General features: G+C 33.6%; 8 protein-coding genes and 1 pseudogene. 4 read left to right on the top strand and 5 right to left on the bottom strand.

Annotated elements, in window-relative coordinates:
• Window positions 1-50: 50 nt before the first annotated feature.
• From ACGH6Q_RS04130 to prfA, 5 genes and pseudogenes are all read right to left on the bottom strand, one after another.
• Complete coding sequence (locus ACGH6Q_RS04130; protein ID WP_411592025.1) at window positions 51-2,729, bottom strand: beta-N-acetylhexosaminidase; 2,679 nt, start codon at window positions 2,727-2,729, stop codon at window positions 51-53.
• 9 nt (window positions 2,730-2,738) lie between these two features.
• A pseudogene (locus tag ACGH6Q_RS04125) lies at window positions 2,739-4,153 on the bottom strand (OprD family outer membrane porin).
• A gap of 798 nt (window positions 4,154-4,951) precedes the next feature.
• Entirely contained in the window at window positions 4,952-5,806 is an 855-nt protein-coding gene (gene kdsA, locus ACGH6Q_RS04120; RefSeq protein WP_065560258.1) for a 3-deoxy-8-phosphooctulonate synthase, read from the bottom strand.
• A gap of 16 nt (window positions 5,807-5,822) precedes the next feature.
• Window positions 5,823-6,659 carry a peptide chain release factor N(5)-glutamine methyltransferase gene (gene prmC / locus ACGH6Q_RS04115; RefSeq protein WP_034909809.1) on the bottom strand — a complete coding sequence of 279 codons (837 nt, stop codon included), beginning with the start codon at window positions 6,657-6,659 and terminating at the stop codon, window positions 5,823-5,825.
• Window positions 6,656-7,741, bottom strand: a complete 1,086-nt coding sequence (gene prfA / locus ACGH6Q_RS04110; RefSeq protein ID WP_065607402.1) for a peptide chain release factor 1 — start codon at window positions 7,739-7,741, stop codon at window positions 6,656-6,658. The genes prmC and prfA overlap by 4 nt, the downstream gene beginning before the upstream one ends.
• A gap of 584 nt (window positions 7,742-8,325) precedes the next feature.
• Between prfA and ACGH6Q_RS04105 the strand changes: the two genes are divergently transcribed.
• The 4 genes from ACGH6Q_RS04105 to ACGH6Q_RS04090 are packed head-to-tail and all read left to right on the top strand — an operon-like array spanning window position 8,326 to window position 17,212.
• Window positions 8,326-11,589: a helicase-related protein gene (locus ACGH6Q_RS04105; RefSeq protein WP_411592023.1), complete on the top strand. Its 3,264-nt coding sequence runs from the start codon at window positions 8,326-8,328 to the stop codon at window positions 11,587-11,589.
• Window positions 11,589-12,194, top strand: coding sequence for a DUF4391 domain-containing protein (locus tag ACGH6Q_RS04100; protein WP_065608599.1), 606 nt, complete (start codon window positions 11,589-11,591; stop codon window positions 12,192-12,194). Before ACGH6Q_RS04105 ends, ACGH6Q_RS04100 begins: the two co-directional genes overlap by 1 nt.
• Window positions 12,195-14,099: a site-specific DNA-methyltransferase gene (locus ACGH6Q_RS04095; RefSeq protein ID WP_411592021.1), complete on the top strand. Its 1,905-nt coding sequence runs from the start codon at window positions 12,195-12,197 to the stop codon at window positions 14,097-14,099.
• Window positions 14,099-17,212 (top strand): type III restriction-modification system endonuclease, encoded by a 3,114-nt coding sequence (locus ACGH6Q_RS04090; protein WP_411592020.1) that lies wholly within the window; start codon window positions 14,099-14,101, stop codon window positions 17,210-17,212. Before ACGH6Q_RS04095 ends, ACGH6Q_RS04090 begins: the two co-directional genes overlap by 1 nt.
• The last annotated feature ends 114 nt before the right edge of the window (window positions 17,213-17,326 follow it).

Raw genomic sequence — 17,326 nt, 5'->3', positions numbered from 1 at the left:
AGGCTTTATTCTTATCCGATAAACGGATAAGAATATTAGTGTTTTAAAGCTTAATTTAGCTTTTCTATACGACTTGTTCTTTTTTGATCTGATGAAATACTACGAATAGAGATAGTGTTATCTTTATTAATTGCCACTGGAACAGTATAAAGTTTCCAATTTTTTCCATTATTCGTTGAATATTCAATGTTTAATCCCGGAAATACAATATTGGCGTTTAATTTACCATTTACAATTTTTGCACCAGGGATAGGTAATCTATAATTTATACCCGCAAGATCAAGTTTAGCTAGCTCTCTTTGTCCAAGTAAATTAGCAAAGCGATTCCAATCATCATGTAACGCTTTGCTATCTACATAATGTGTTTCACCTTGCTGATATTGGCGATCTTTTTGATAAGCCATTTCCCAATCAGCTTGATGCCAAGCCCTTTCAGCAACCGCTAGTAAACGAGGAAAAGCCATATATTGCATTTTGTTATCACTACGGATATCTTCAGTCCAAATTTGTGCTGATAGCCCATAAGCACCTGACCAGTTCATAGTACCTTTAGCTGTAAATGGATTACCATCTCGGTCAACCGAAGTTTCATCATTTTGTGGTAAATTATTCGGTGCAAAACTAAATATTTTACGTTCATCACTAAAACGTGTTGCCCAATAGTAACCACTCTCTTTTGGATTCACTTCATATGGCATATCTAAATAAACATAGTCTGGATTAGAGATAATCACTTGATAACCTTTATTTGTCCATTCATTAACTGAATCAAATCCCCCCCAATATAATGTGTCCCAAAAGTTAACTGTAACTTTATCGACTGCAAAAGATTTGGCATTTTTAGCATGTTTCATACCATCTTGCCATGCTTGCATATGGTTTATGCCATGATCTTTAATAATGGTACTGACTTGTTGTGCAAAATAACTTGGTAGATGCTCAATATCTTTCACTTCGCCTTTTCTCACAAAAGTTTGACAAGCTTGTGATTTAGCCCATGGATGATCTTCAATACTTTGATCAATAGTACCTTTAATATTAGTTTTTTCTTTTGCTTGCAGATCTTGATAACCTGCACCTAAACGGATATTTTTAGCTTCATCACCACCAAAATGCCAAGTATTAAGCGGTTGCCCTGCTTCAATATGCATTTTTGCGATTTCATCGATAACTTTATTAACAAAGCGTTTAGATGAATCAAGACAAGGATTCAAATAGCTTAAGCGATTATAAAATTGTACCGTTGTGGTATTGGATGTATCGGTTGGATCAACTAAACGATACTCATTAGCTTGTTGCTCTTTTCCTTCATTCATTAGGCGTTTATAACGTGCTTCCATTGATACTATTGCTGCTCTGGCATGTGCAGGCATATCGATTTCAGGAATAACCTCGATAAAGCGTGCTTTTGCATATTTGACAATTTCAATGTAATCATTACGACTTAAAAATCCTGATCCACTTGTATTACTATCAGGTCCAGAACCTAATTGTGGTAATAAACAATTTTGCTCCGTGAGGTCGTGACAGCGTTTACTACCGATATCGGTTAGCTCAGGTAATCCAGGAATTTGAATTCGCCAACCTTCATCGTCACTTAAGTGAAAATGAAATTTATTCATTTTATATTTTGCCATTTGATCTAATAAACTTAATATGGCTTGTTTAGATTTAAAATTACGCCCAATATCAAGCATAATTCCTCGATAAACAAAACGTGGTGAATCAACAGCATATAGCATTGGTATTGAATTTGAATGATTTACGGGAATGATAGATAAAATGGATTGAATGGCATAAAAAATCCCTGCTTCATCATAAGCGGTGATTAATGTCTTATCATTTTTAATATCTAATTGATATGATCCTACTTTTCCTTGTTCGAATTGTTTAGGATCAATCGTTGCTTTTATTTGATAACCTTTTTCTGTCACAGCTATGTTTAATGCTTTAAATTGTGCCTTTAGAATAGCTAAACTATCTTGATTTAAACCATCAAGAATTAAATTAACGCCTTGCTGATCAATCGTAACATCCTCTTTACCTATTGTAAGTTTGCTTGGTGTTGGTAGAATTTGCCCTCGTAACGATGATTCAGATAATTTATTAATATCGGCGTTATATTCAAAACGGTTAGCAGGCGTCATTAAAATATTGTGATCATCAGCCGTTCTTTTCCATTGTTGTTTTATTGGTGCAACAAATGCCGATAAATTGTCAGAATCCGTGTTAGTGTTAGCAATAATTTTGGGTTTAGCATCACTTGAAGTTACATACCAACGTGGCATAACATCACTTTCACTTACAATCCAATATTCCCCAATAATTGGAATATTCACCGTTGTATTAGCAGGAAAACCAGTGAACTTTTCTGTTGGCTCGAGCTTATGTAAATCACCTGTAATATGGGTGATTTTAAACTGATCATTGTCTACAGCTAGAATCATTCTGATATTATCAAAATAGATAGCCCAATCTTTATTATTAATGGCTGTTCCAGTATTTTTAAGTGAAATCATTACGTTATTACAAGAAGCCCAATCAGCACCTAAAGCTGAACAGTTAACGCCATTTGCGTTTGCTTGATTGTCGACGACTTCATATTTAACATTAAGTTGAGAACTAATCAAATCAGCAATTTGTTGAGAAGCATGCACTGATTGAATCGCACATATATTTAACAAAGAAAGGATTGAAGTTGCTAATATCGTTGCCTTAATCTTTTTCATCTTTTTTACCTATTTTTGTTTAGCACTAAAAACAGTGAATGGAATTGTAACAATAAATTTAATGTCCCGTTCATCTTGAAAGATATTACCGTATCCACCACCCCAGCTCGGTATATTTGAATGGTTATTATATTTGGTATAGTGCAATTGGAAGGTTGTATCTTTTGCCCAACTTTCTTGCACGGTATAACCTAAATCAAAGTTATATGCAGATTCAATCAAACGCTGTTTTTGATTGTATTGACGATTAGTGCTAGGTTTTGCATCCCAACCATAGGCATAAGACGCACCTGTTTTCCAACCCGCTAAATAATGAGATAAGTGACTTAAATCATAAGTCACTTCAGCAAACACTGCTTTTTCACCATTAGCATTGAAGTCTGAGCGAGAATTCCACCATATATCTAAACGACCATTTGATGAAGCATAATCAGGTGTCATACGCTGTAAAAAGAATCCCTGTTCTCCATCAGCTTTAACCGAAACGCCTTCAAATCGTAGACCTATAGCACCAACTTGATAGCCTAATGTTGCTGCTTGCAACCACGCTAAGCCATCATATACATCTGTACCTTTATGCGATTGATCTTTAGCACCATAAAATTGGTAGCTCATAATCATAGGATTATCAAATACTTCCATTTTATAAGATACTTTACCAAAAAATTGGTTCATATAATTTTGTGCTTGTCCAAATGCACTTTCTAATACTAAGTCATTTTTAAAGTCATACTTCAAACCGGCAGAATGTAAATAATCAATTTTTTTACCTTTTCCCCACTGTTTAAACTCATAAAGCCGTTTATACCAAGGTGCTTTATATTTATCACTCCACATATATGACATCGACAATGCTCCAGCGCTATCAAAATCAAGCGTTGAACCTATCTCAAACCCACGATAAGTACCCGGTAATAAACTCCAATGTGGCGCAAGTAATGTTTGTCCTGATGGCTGAATATAACCTACTTTTATCCAAAATAATTCGTCAATTTTGAAATTTGCTTGTGCTTTATAAAAGCTCAATCCGCTGACATCTTTTTTCCAATCTTCACTCCAACGAGTATGTGACCCACTAAATCCAATTTCATTTGGATGACCATTACCGCCATTACTCACTTCCCAAGCGCCATAACCACCGAGTTCAATAGCCAATCTATCGGCAATATAGCCTGATTTAAAATCCAAATTAGTATTGATGAAGTGTGTCTTAGGTTTTTTTCATACTTATATGTATCAATATCTTTGCGTTCACGATCTCGATTCCAAAAAAAGACATTACCAGTTAATGAAGAATCATCGACAAAATGGTTTTCGTAGGTAGCATAAACAGGAACGGCACTATTTAAAATAGATAAGGATAAAATCAATTTAGTTAAATGATTAAATGGACGAGGTTTTATTTGTGCATTATAGGTATTCATATTGGTTTTCCTAAAATAATGAAATTATGCTATTTAACTTACAGTAAAACTTATTAACATATGATTATTATTAATAAATTGAACTTCAAAGTAACTTTTATTTTAAATATTTGAAAACTAAGCTTTATTTAGGAACATATTTAAATTCAGATATGAGGTAAATATGTATTTTTATAATGCATAAACATATTTTATCTAGCAAATTAAACACTCTAAATCGTGATCATAATCACTAAAAAGATCGATTTTTATGCTAATTTTTAGATAAAAGTCACAACTTTTTTTATTGTAAAAAATAATATGACGGACTTTTTTTAGAGTTTTTTAAACTTATGACGGTATAGAATCCTGAATATTTTTTACAAAAATATCACCAAAAATATAAACCTTTGTATAAATATCCCATTGTAAATGACCAACCCACGTACAAAATTACGTTAGTATTAATCATTAAAGTCACACTATTTAATGTGTTATGACGATTTTGGAAGATGCTAATGAATATGTTCTAAATGAACGTTTGGTGTCAATATTTAGTCTATCACCAATTTTATTTATAATATCAACACGCTACCTATGATTTAGGATATGGCATTTTTTATGTATATTTATTACTGTGGTTGAAAAATTGAAAATTAAAAAGTAAGTAATTTCTAAAGATTAATAACGTAAAATGACCACATAACCAAATAAAAAAGAGAAATCACATTTGGTTTCTCTTTTTTATTAATATGCTAAAAATACCGTTTACTTTATAATAAATAACGTTTTTTTAATCGTAGCTAAATAATTAAACTCTTAATGTTCAGTATCAATTTCATCAAAACTTTTTACTAGTTCATCAATGGCTTTCATCTGTTTTAAGAAAGGTTCCAATTTTGCTAGTGGTAACGCTGACGGTCCATCACATTTTGCATGACTTGGATCTGGGTGGGATTCTAAAAATAACCCAGCAATACCAACAGCCATACCCGAACGTGCAAGTTCTGTTACTTGACCACGACGTCCACCTGATGCTGCTCCCATAGGATCACGGCATTGAAGAGCATGAGTAACATCAAAAATAACTGGTGACCCTTTGCTTGCTTTTTTCATAATGTTAAAACCAAGCATATCAACCACTAAGTTGTCATAACCAAAACAACTACCACGATCACAAAGGATGATTTGATTGTTACCAGCCTCTTCAAATTTTTCAACAATATTGCCCATCTGCCCTGGACTAACAAATTGTGGTTTTTTGACATTAATTACTGCGCCTGTTTTAGCCATTGCAACAACTAAATCAGTTTGTCTTGCTAAAAAGGCAGGTAATTGAATTACATCAACCACATCAGCAACGGGTTGACATTGTGCTTCAGTATGTACATCAGTAATAATTTTAACGCCAAATTGTTGTTTAAGCTCTTGGAATATTTTTAGCCCTTCTTCTAATCCTGGTCCACGATAGGAATGAATTGATGAGCGATTTGCTTTATCAAAAGAGGCTTTAAAAATATAAGGAATATTTAGTTTATTGGTAACGGTGACATAATGTTCACAGATTTTCATCGCCAAATCACGAGATTCAAGCACATTCATACCACCAAATAGTACAAAGGGTAGATCATTAGCGACAGTAATGTCACCAATGTTTACTTTTTTTTGCTGCATCATAAAATTTTCCTAGTTAAGGTTTAAACCAGCGACCAAGGGTAACTCTATCATTACCACTGTAGTCGGTGAAGGTTTCTACTAATTGAAATCCGTGTTGTTTAAAAACAGTTTGCACTGCCTCGCCTTGTTTCCAACCATGTTCTATTAGTAACCACCCATATTGGTTTAAGTGCTTAGTTGCACCTTGTACAATTAGTTTAATATCAGCTAAACCATCATCTTCAGAAACTAATGCGCTTCTTGGTTCGTAGCGTACATCGCCTTGGGATAAGTGGATGTCTGTTGGCTCAATATAAGGAGGGTTACTGACAATCATTGAAAACTTTCTATTCTTTATTGGCTTGTACCAATCACCTTGTAAAAAATAAACATTATTCACCCCAATTTGGGCAGCATTTTTTTGAGCTAAGATTAGGGCATCTTTATTTTTTTCAATTGCGGTAAATAAACAGTCTTGACGTTCGGTTGCCATTGCAATAACTATCGCGCCTGTTCCCGTGCCAAGATCCAATACTTCACAAGGCACTTTAGGAAGGTACTCTAAACCTAATTCAACTAATTTTTCGGTATCTGGTCTAGGTATTAAAGTGGCATTAGAAACATTAAACTTTAAAGACCAAAACTCTTTTTCGCCAGTTATATAAGCGATAGGCTCACCATTTTTCCTGCGTTCTAAACATTCAGATAAAGCAATCAATTCATCATCAGTTAGCAATGTTTCACTGAACGCCATTAAAAATGTCCGCGTTTTTTGCGTAACAAAACTCAGTAAAATTTCAGCATCTCGCTTTGGGCTTTCACTATCTGTTAAGGTTTGAGATGCACTTTTAAGCCATTGTAAGTATGTCATTCATCTTGTTCCGATAAAGCTGCTAGTTGATCGGCTTGATATTCCTGCACAATCGGATCGATTAGCATCTCTAATTTTCCTTCCATGACTTCGTCTAAACGGTAAAGCGTTAAATTAATTCGATGATCGGTTACTCGACCTTGTGGATAATTATATGTTCTGATTCTATCTGAACGATCGCCTGAACCTAATAGATTTCGACGTGTTGAAGCCTCTTCTTGTTGGCGCTTACGTAGTTCCGCATCTTGAATTCTTGCAGCTAAAACTGACATTGCTTTGGCTCTGTTTTTATGTTGCGATCGCTCATCTTGACATTCAACAACGATACCTGTAGGAATATGGGTAATACGAATAGCAGAATCTGTTGTATTAACATGCTGACCACCTGCGCCAGATGAACGATAGGTATCAATTTTTAAATCAGCGGGGTTGATTTCAGGCATTTCTGCTTCAGGAACTTCCGGTAAAACAGCAACAGTACAAGCAGAGGTATGAATACGACCTTGAGATTCTGTTTCTGGCACACGTTGGACTCGGTGTCCACCAGATTCAAATTTTAAATTACCATAAACACCATCCCCACTAACTAACATAATAACTTCTTTATAGCCACCATGTTCACCATCATTCGCACTCATAATCTCAACACGCCAATTTTGTGATTCGGCAAATCTTGTATACATTCGAGCTAAGTCGCCAGCAAAAATAGCCGCTTCATCACCTCCAGTTCCTGCTCTAACTTCGACAAAACAATTATAATCATCATTAGGATCTTTAGGTAATAGTAAAACTTGTAGTTGCTTTTCTTGTTCTTCAACTCGACTTAATGCTTCGTTTAACTCCTCTTGTGCCATTTCACTCATTTCAGGATCAGATAGCATCATTTTAGCTGTCTCGATATCCTCTTGAGTTTGCTTCCAATCAGAAAAGCACTTAACCACCCCTGTTAATTGCGAATATTCTTTAGATAAAGTGCGAAAGCGATTTTGATCCGCAATAACCGAAGCATCAGACAATAATGCTTGAACTTCTTCATAACGCTCTTGTAGCATTTCTAATTTGTTGATAATTGAAGATTTCATAAAAATATATATTAGATGATATAAATTAATTAAATTTGTGGGGCATTATATACTTAATCACTTTTAAAATACAGTTTGAGCTAGTTATCAGGTATATATCGCATAATTACATAAATAATATATAGCAAATCGATTGAATAAATGAAATATTATATGTAAATAACCAATATATTAGAAACTTAATATTAGGTTATTTGTTGCACTATCATTTTTTCATATTTAAATTCTATTTTGATCATAAAAAATTTTCTACTTGTGAGTGTATTTTTTAGAAAGAGTTAAAAGATAATTAATTATTATTTAAACTTAACACTAACTTTTTTTGACCATGAGATATTCGCTTATGATTTTTATTTATATCAGTAAATTTTTTTCCAATTTTTATCCACTATCAACAACCATACTTTTTAGCAAAAAATAGATAAAAACATTTCTAGACAATAATTTACATTTTTACAATAATAAAAATATCACAATAAATTGCGCTGTAGTTAATCACCAATGACAATACTTTTTTGTAGAAGCTAATTTAAAATAAGGGAAGTTAGCATTAGTACAGATAATATCGCAGAGAAAATAAAACAATGGGAATCATAGATAACATAACGAAAACGCTCCAAGAAGATCTATCAGGCGAAATAAAGCAAGGGAGTAAATTAGCAATCGTTGCCGCATGCTTTTCATTTTTTGCTTTTGAAAAACTCAAAAAAGAGTTGAAAAATATAGATGAACTCCGTTTCATCTTTACTTCGCCAACCTTTATAACCGAGCAAACCCCAAAAGCACAAAGAGAATTCTACATACCACGCCTTAATCGAGAACGTAGCCTTTATGGTACCGAATTTGAAATTAAACTTCGTAACGAATTAACACAAAAAGCGATTGCTAAAGAATGTGCTGATTGGATTAGACAAAAGGTTACATTTAAATCCAACATCACTAATGAAAATATGGCTGGATTCATACATGTAGACGATAATGCTTATATACCAATCAATGGATTTACAACTATTGATCTAGGTTGTGAACGAGGAAACAATGCTTACAACATAGTACAAAAGATTCCTTCTCCAGATTCAATTAAATTTCTTTCCATTTTTAATGAACTTTGGCAAGATAAAACTAAACTTCAGGATGTAACCAATATTGTTATCGACAATATTGCCAGCGCCTACAATGAAAATTCACCTGAGTTTATCTATTTTGTTATCCTCTATAATATTTTTAATGAATTTCTTGAAGATATTTCAGAAGATGTATTGCCCAACGAAGCTACTGGATTCAAAAATAGCAAAATCTGGAATATGCTATTCAACTTTCAAAAAGATGCAGCCTTAGCAATCATCAATAAACTTGAAAAATATAATGGCTGTATTTTAGCTGACAGTGTTGGGCTGGGTAAAACATTTACTGCTTTATCAGTAATTAAATATTATGAAAACCGAAATAAGTCTGTGCTCGTTTTATGCCCTAAAAAACTGAACAATAACTGGAACACTTACAAAGCAAATTACATTAATAACCCCATCGCTGAAGATCGATTACGGTATGATGTGCTTTTTCATACCGACCTTAATCGCTCTTGTGGTAAATCAAATGGTATAGATTTAGATCGAATTCATTGGAATAATTACGACCTTGTAGTGATTGATGAATCACATAATTTCCGTAATGGTGGCAAATTATCAAGCAAAGACAACGAAAATGAAAAAGAAAATCGATATTCAAAATTACTTAATCAAGTGATCCGAAAAGGGGTCAAAACTAAAGTATTGATGCTTTCCGCAACACCTGTTAATAATCGTTTCAATGATTTAAAAAATCAATTAGCCCTTGCTTACGAAGGAAAAACCAGTCATATTGATGAAAATCTCAATACTCATCGTTCATTGGATGAGATTTTTAAGAATGCACAAAAAGCATTTAACATTTGGAGTAAACAAGATACAACTGAAAGAACAACAGAAAGCCTATTACGGATGTTGGATTTTGACTTTTTCGAAGTATTGGATTCTGTTACGATTGCTCGTTCACGCAAACACATTCAAAAATATTACGATACCGCCGATATAGGTACTTTTCCAACCAGGCTCAAGCCTATTTCAGTAAGACCTAAACTAACGGATTTAGCTAATGCAATAAGTTATAACGAAATTTTCGAACAACTAATGCTACTGAATCTATCAATTTATACCCCTACCCACTTTATCTTACAAAGTAAAATGGAAAAGTATGCAGAAATATATGAGGACAACACAATTAATGTAGGATTTACCCAAGCTAATCGAGAACAAGGAATTCGTCGTTTAATGGCAATCAACTTGATGAAACGACTGGAAAGCTCGGTATTCTCATTTAATCATACATTAGAACGTATAAAAAACTTTATTCAGCAAACAATAGCTACTATTGAATCTTATAATCAAAGTATAAAAAAAGAAATAGAGCTTACCGATATTACTAATTTCAATGATCTTGATGAAGATGAACAAAATAATGATCAGTTATTTACATTTGGCAAAAAAGTAAAAATTGCCTTAGCCGATATGGATTATCTTTCATGGAAACACTATCTTACTAAAGATTATGAAATCTTATCATTATTAACTCATATGATAAGTGATATCACCGCAAAACATGATATTAAATTACAAAATTTACTTACTATTATTAAAAATAAGCAACTAAACCCCATTAATAACAATAATAAAAAAGTGATTATATTTACCGCTTTTGCCGATACAGCAAGTTATTTGTTTGATCACGTTAGCCAGTATGTACAAAATAACTTTTCCCTACATACCGCAATGATAACAGGTTCGGTTGACGGAAGATCTACTGTACCTAAATTGCATTGTGATTTAAACACTGTTTTAACCTGCTTTTCACCCAAATCAAAAGATAAACACTTGTTAATGCCGAATAACACTCATGAGATTGATATATTAATTGCAACCGATTGCATCTCTGAAGGGCAAAACTTACAAGATTGTGATTATTTAATTAATTACGATATACATTGGAATCCGGTACGAATTATTCAGCGGTTTGGACGTATTGATCGCATAGGCAGCAAAAATCAGTCGATTCAGCTAGTTAACTTTTGGCCTGATGTTACTTTAGATGAATATATTGATCTAAAAGCTAAGGTAGAAACTCGCATGAAAATTGTCGACATGACTGCAACAGGTGATGACAATATTTTAAGTGAAGAAGAAAAATCCGATTTAGCCTATCGTAAAGCACAGCTCAAACGCTTACAAGATGAAGTGGTTGATATTGAAGATATCACTAACAGTATATCAATTATGGATTTAGGTTTAAATGAATTTAGACTTGATTTGCTAGAGTATATCAAAAACCATCCTGAGCTTGATAAAACACCGTATGGATTACATGCAGTTGTGCCAGCTTCACCAGATATACCCGCAGGAGTTATTTATATATTAAAAAATCGGGCAAACAGCATTAATATTAATAATCAAAATCGACTTCATCCGTTTTACATGGTGTATGTAGCTAATAATAGTGAAGTTATTTGTGATCATTTATCACCAAAACAATTACTCGATAAAATACGCTTACTTTGCAAAGGCAAAACAGAACCCATTGCAAAATTGTATCAGCAATTTAACAAAATCACAGCCGATGGCAGTAATATGACTCATTTTTCACAACGACTTGGTGATGCCATAAATTCAATTATTGAAGTAAAAAAACACAGTGATATTGATAATTTTTTAAGCGGTAACTCAGTTAGTTTTGTTACCGATAGTATAAAAGGTCTAGATGACTTTGAATTAATCTGTTTTTTAGTTGTCAGTGAATCAGAAAATAAGGTAGCATAATGCTTGGTTTGCCCAAAACGACAGAAATAAATCACCAGTTAGCTAAAAAAACAATCTATGCAAAGTTTCAACTGAACAATGCTACGAAAGAAAAAGTCGATGCGGATATAGCTAAAATTACCCTTGTTAACGAGGTTTCCGCAGCAAAGATAAATCTCGCAGCAGGAAACAACATTAATGCTTTTTTTGTGGCATTGGTACAACTAAAAAAAATCAATTTTAATGAAACAAGCCTTGTTTTATTATCCAAACTAATACCGCAAAATATACTATTTATTTTGCAATATGCTAAGCAGGCTAAATTGGCCGTTTTTCAACATAAATTGATACAAAGTGATTGGCAAGCTAAAGAAGAATTACACATTGAATTAAAAGGATTAAACCTTGATAATGTCTGGCAAAACATCATTCAACAAGTCGGCAAATTCAATATTGAGCAAGGCAATAGCCTTGAACAGCAGATTATCATTGCCGATAAAAGACAAAAACTGATTTTAAATATTGCACGTCTTGAAAAGCAAGCAAGAAAAGAGCTACAGCCTAAAAAAGTATTTGAATTGGTGCAAAAAATTAACCAATTGAAACAAGAGTTAAAGGATTCTTAAATGGATAAATTAAAGATGCATTCACTCAATAAAGTGGATGAAAATATCAAAAAAATCGGTGCACAATTCCCGAACTGTATTACTGAACGCAAAAACCAACAAGGTGAAGTGGAATACGCCATCGACTTTGATCTGCTCAAACAAGAACTTTCATCAGTGATTGTTGAAGGCCGAGAAGAACGTTACCAATTTACTTGGCCTGATAAAAAGAAATCAATTCTACTTGCCAATGCCCCCATAGCCAAAACCTTACGACCTTGTCGTGAAGAAAGTGTTGATTTTGATGATACCGAAAATTTATATATTGAAGGTGATAATCTTGAGGTATTAAAACTATTGCAGGAAACTTACCTTGGCAAAGTCAAAATGATCTATATCGATCCGCCTTATAATACCGGTAATGATTTTGTTTATGAAGATGATTTTGCCCAAAGCTCATCAGAATACCTTGAAAACAGTGGGCAATTTGATGATGAAGGCAACCGTTTAGTAAAAAATACAGAAACGAATGGTCGCTTTCATACCGATTGGCTGAATATGATTTATCCACGTTTAAAACTCGCCAGAGATCTATTAACTGATGATGGTGTGATTTTTATTAGTATTGATGATAATGAGGTGGCACAACTTAGAAAAATTTGTGATGAGATTTTTGGTACAGGTAATTTTGTTGCACAAATCAACTGGAAAGGACGTGGAGGCAGACAAGATAGCAAATATTATGCAGCTGTTCATGAATATATTTTATGTTATACAAAGCGTATCATTGCTTTTCAAGCAGGCGAAGAACTCAAAAGTGGTGATATATATCCAAAATATGATGAAATTAAAAAACGATACTATAAAACACAGTTACTCCGTAAATGGGGATCTAATAGCCGACGAGAAGACAGACCTAATCTCTATTACTCAATAACGGCACCAAATGGAGATAAAGTATTTCCATTTTACGAAATAGAACAACAACCATCTGTTTACCAAAAAATAGATGGTCGTTGGCGTTGGAGTGCGAACACCATGCAACAAGCAATAAAAGATAATCGTGTTGAATTTATTCAATGCGATGATGGGAATTGGATTCCTTATGAAAAAATATTTGCACCGCTTGAAGGTGAAGAAAAAACAAAAAAATATACGACATGGATTGAAGAAGCTAATAATGGTGCAAATGTCGTAAAATCACTTTTCTCAAAGGCTATTTTTGACTACCCTAAAACTCCGTCACTATTAGTTAAATTTTTAAAAATGGCTAATATTCAAGATAATGATATAATCCTCGACTTTTTCTCAGGCTCCGCCACTACCGCCCACGCTGTTATGCAACTCAATGCAGAAGACGGCGGCAACCGCAAATTTATCATGGTGCAACTGCCAGAATCAACGGATGAGAAAAGCGAAGCTTACAAAGCGGGTTATAAAAATATCTGCGAAATAGGAAAAGAACGCATTCGCCGTGCAGGCAATAAAATTGCTCAAGAAAATCCACAGGCTAAATTTGATAAAGGCTTTCGTGTATTAAAGTGCGATAGCAGTAATATGAAAGAGGTTTATTACAATCCAGCTGAATATAATACCGATCTTCTTGACGCCCTGATTGACAATATCAAAGCCGATAGAACGGCGGAAGATTTATTGTTCCAAGTTATGCTGGATTTGGGGGTATTACTTTCCAGTGATATTAAACAAACCACCATTGCCGGTAAAACCATGTTTAACGTAGCGGATAACTTTTTAATGGCTTGTTTTGATACAGACATTAATGAAGAGGTCATCACGGCTATTGCCAAACAAAAACCTTACTATTTTGTTATGCGTGATAGCTCAATGGAAAATGATAGTGTTGCCACCAATTTTGAACAAATTTTCAACACCTACAGCCCTGAAACCAAGAGGAAGGTGTTGTAATGAAATTTAATTTTAAAATTCAACAATATCAAACCGATGCAGTAAATGCAGTAGTTCAAGTTTTTAACGGGCAAGGTTATCAAAATAGCCTGCGTTATGTGCGTGATTTAGGCAATACACCTACTCAGGCAGAAATGAGTTATGAAACGGCTTCAAGCTATACATCAGATGACAGCGCAATCGATATTGGTTTTAAAAATGAAATTATTTCGTTAACCGATAACGAGTTACTCGCTAATATCAAAAAAATACAAAACGTAAACAATATTAAACAGTCGGCTGATTTAATTAAAAACTTAGGTCGGTGTAGTCTTGATATTGAAATGGAAACGGGTACTGGTAAAACTTATGTTTACCTCAAAACCATGTTTGAACTGAACAAGCATTATGGCTGGAGCAAGTTTATTGTTGTGGTACCCTCTATTGCCATTCGTGAGGGAGTAAAAAAAACCTTTGAAATAACCTCAGACCATTTTATGGAGCATTATGGTCAAAAGGCTCGCTTTTTTGTCTATGACAGTAAAAATTTAACTTTATTAGATAGTTTTGCTGCCAATTCGGGCATTAATGTTATGATCATTAACACCCAAGCTTTTGCGTCCTCGCTAAAAGAAGACGGCAAAAATAAAGAAGCACGAATTATTTACTCAAAACGCGATGAGTTTGCGTCGCGCCGGCCGATTGATGTTATAGCCGCTAATAATCCCATTATTATTTTGGATGAGCCACAAAAAATGAGTGGCGAAGTCACGCAAAAAGCTTTAAAAAATTTTAATCCATTATTTTCATTAAATTATTCTGCTACCCATAAAAAACAGAATAATCTAATTTATGTCCTTGATGCACTTGATGCATATAATAAAAGACTGGTTAAAAAAATCGAAGTAAAGGGCTTTGAAGTTAAAAATCTAAGAGGTACTGATAGCTACTTGTATCTTGAACAAATCGTCTTATCCAGTAAAAAGCCACCACTGGCAAATATTGAGCTAGAAATAAATCATAAGAATGGTATCAAACGTGAAATTCGCCATTTTACTGAGGGTGATAATCTTTATTCTGTTTCAAAACAGATGCAGCAATACAAGGGATATACAGTATCTGAGATCAATCCTTTGACTGGAATAGTCACTTTTACCAATGGTATTTCAATTAAAACCGGTGAAGTGATAGGTGATATTTCTGAAGAAAATATGCGCCGCATTCAAATTAGAGAAACCATATTATCTCACTTTGACAAAGAAGAAAAATTGTTCAATATGGGCGTTAAATCACTATCATTATTTTTTATTGATGAAGTAGCTAAATACCGCCAATATGATGAAAACAATAACGAAATATTGGGCGAATATGGACAAATATTTGAACAAGAATACCTAACGATTTTGCAACAATACTTAGACCAAGCCAGCAACACACCTTATCAACAATTTTTAAAAACTAAGTGTAATGATGCAAGCCAAGTACATAAAGGTTACTTTAGCATTGATAAAAAAACTGGCAAAAGTATTGATAGCCAATTAAAACGAGGTAGCGAATCTTCAGATGATATTTCAGCTTACGACCTGATTCTTAAAAATAAAGAACAACTGTTAAGCTTTGATGAGCCCACTCGATTTATCTTTTCGCACTCAGCACTACGTGAAGGTTGGGATAATCCCAATGTTTTCCAGATTTGTACACTAAAACACTCCGATAACCAAACAGCTAAACGGCAAGAAGTTGGTCGTGGTCTTCGTTTATGTGTTAATCAAGATGGTAATCGTATGGATATTGAAAGCTGCGGCGAACAAGTCCACGATATCAACATGTTAACCGTTATCGCTAGTGAAAGTTATAGAAACTTTGTTAATGATCTTCAAGCCGACATAAAAACAGTCATTTATGATCGACCAACTGTTGCCACCAGTGAGTACTTTTTTGGTAAATATGTAGAAGTTAATGGTGTATCAACCATTATCGATAAAGCAGTAGCTGATAAAATTGAATTTTATTTAATTAGTCATGGCTATGTTGATATCGAGCGTAAAATAACCGATAAATACCGCAACGATGTTGTAATGAACTCAGTGGCACCATTACCAGATGAATTACAACCAATGGGTGACGGAATTCATCGCCTAATTCAGACTATTTATAATGATAGCGAGTTAGACGCCATGTTTACCGATGGTCATGAAACAAAGATTAAAGATAATCCACTTAATGAGAATTTTGATAAAGCCGAATTCCAAGCATTATGGCAGCAAATTAATCAGCAATATGCCTATACTGTTGACTTTGATAGTGATGAATTAATCAATAAAGCAATTGCTCATATCAACGATAAGTTATTTGTCTCGCAGCTACAATACATTACGGCTGTCGGTCAACTTAAAGAGCAGATAACGACACAAAGTATCTATCAAAATGATGCGTTTAAAACTCAAGAAACAAAGACTACCACTTTGGAACATGCTTATTTTAAACCAATAAAATACGACTTGATTGGTCAGATTGCGCAAGAAACCACATTAACCCGCAAAACAGTAGTGGCCATATTAAAGGGGTTAGATACAAAAAAACTAGATATGTTCAAGGATAATCCAGAAGAATTTATTGCTAAAATTATTAAATTAATTAAAGAACAAAAAGCAACTACAATTATAGAACATATTACATACAATAAAACTTCAGGCAAATATGACAGTACTATTTTCACTCAGGAAAAAAGTTTACAAAGTTACGATAAAGCGTTTTTAGCGAAAAAAGCAATTCAAAATTATGTATTTACCGATGGTCTAGCCGAAAAAAGTATTGAACGGAAATTTGTTGAAGATCTTGATACGGCAGAAGAAGTCTGCGTATATGCAAAATTACCAAAAGGTTTTCATATTCCAACACCTGTTGGTAATTATTCACCCGATTGGGCAATTGCTTTTCATGTTGGGAAAGTAAAGCATATCTTTTTTATTGCTGAAACCAAAGGTACAATGGATAGTTTAAATTTAAGGCCAATTGAACAAGCAAAAATTTCGTGCGCGAAAAAGCTTTTTAACGAACTTTCGACTAGTAAGGTACGCTATCATGATGTTGATAGTTATCAAAGCCTGATGAATATAATGAATTCATTATAAAATTACTTTCATTTAAAAATATAGTTATAGATAATTTATTTTTTACTGAAACGTATAGTTACCTGAAACTTTTTGACAAAAATTATCTTATAAAAAATAAAAATGCCGTTAGTT

Source organism: Gilliamella sp. BG2, from assembly GCF_046635645.1.
In the GTDB taxonomy this organism is placed as follows: Bacteria; Pseudomonadota; Gammaproteobacteria; order Enterobacterales; family Orbaceae; genus Gilliamella; species Gilliamella bombi.
The sequence above is the reverse complement of the archived record's forward strand: the minus strand, read 5'-3'. Positions and strand labels throughout refer to the sequence as shown.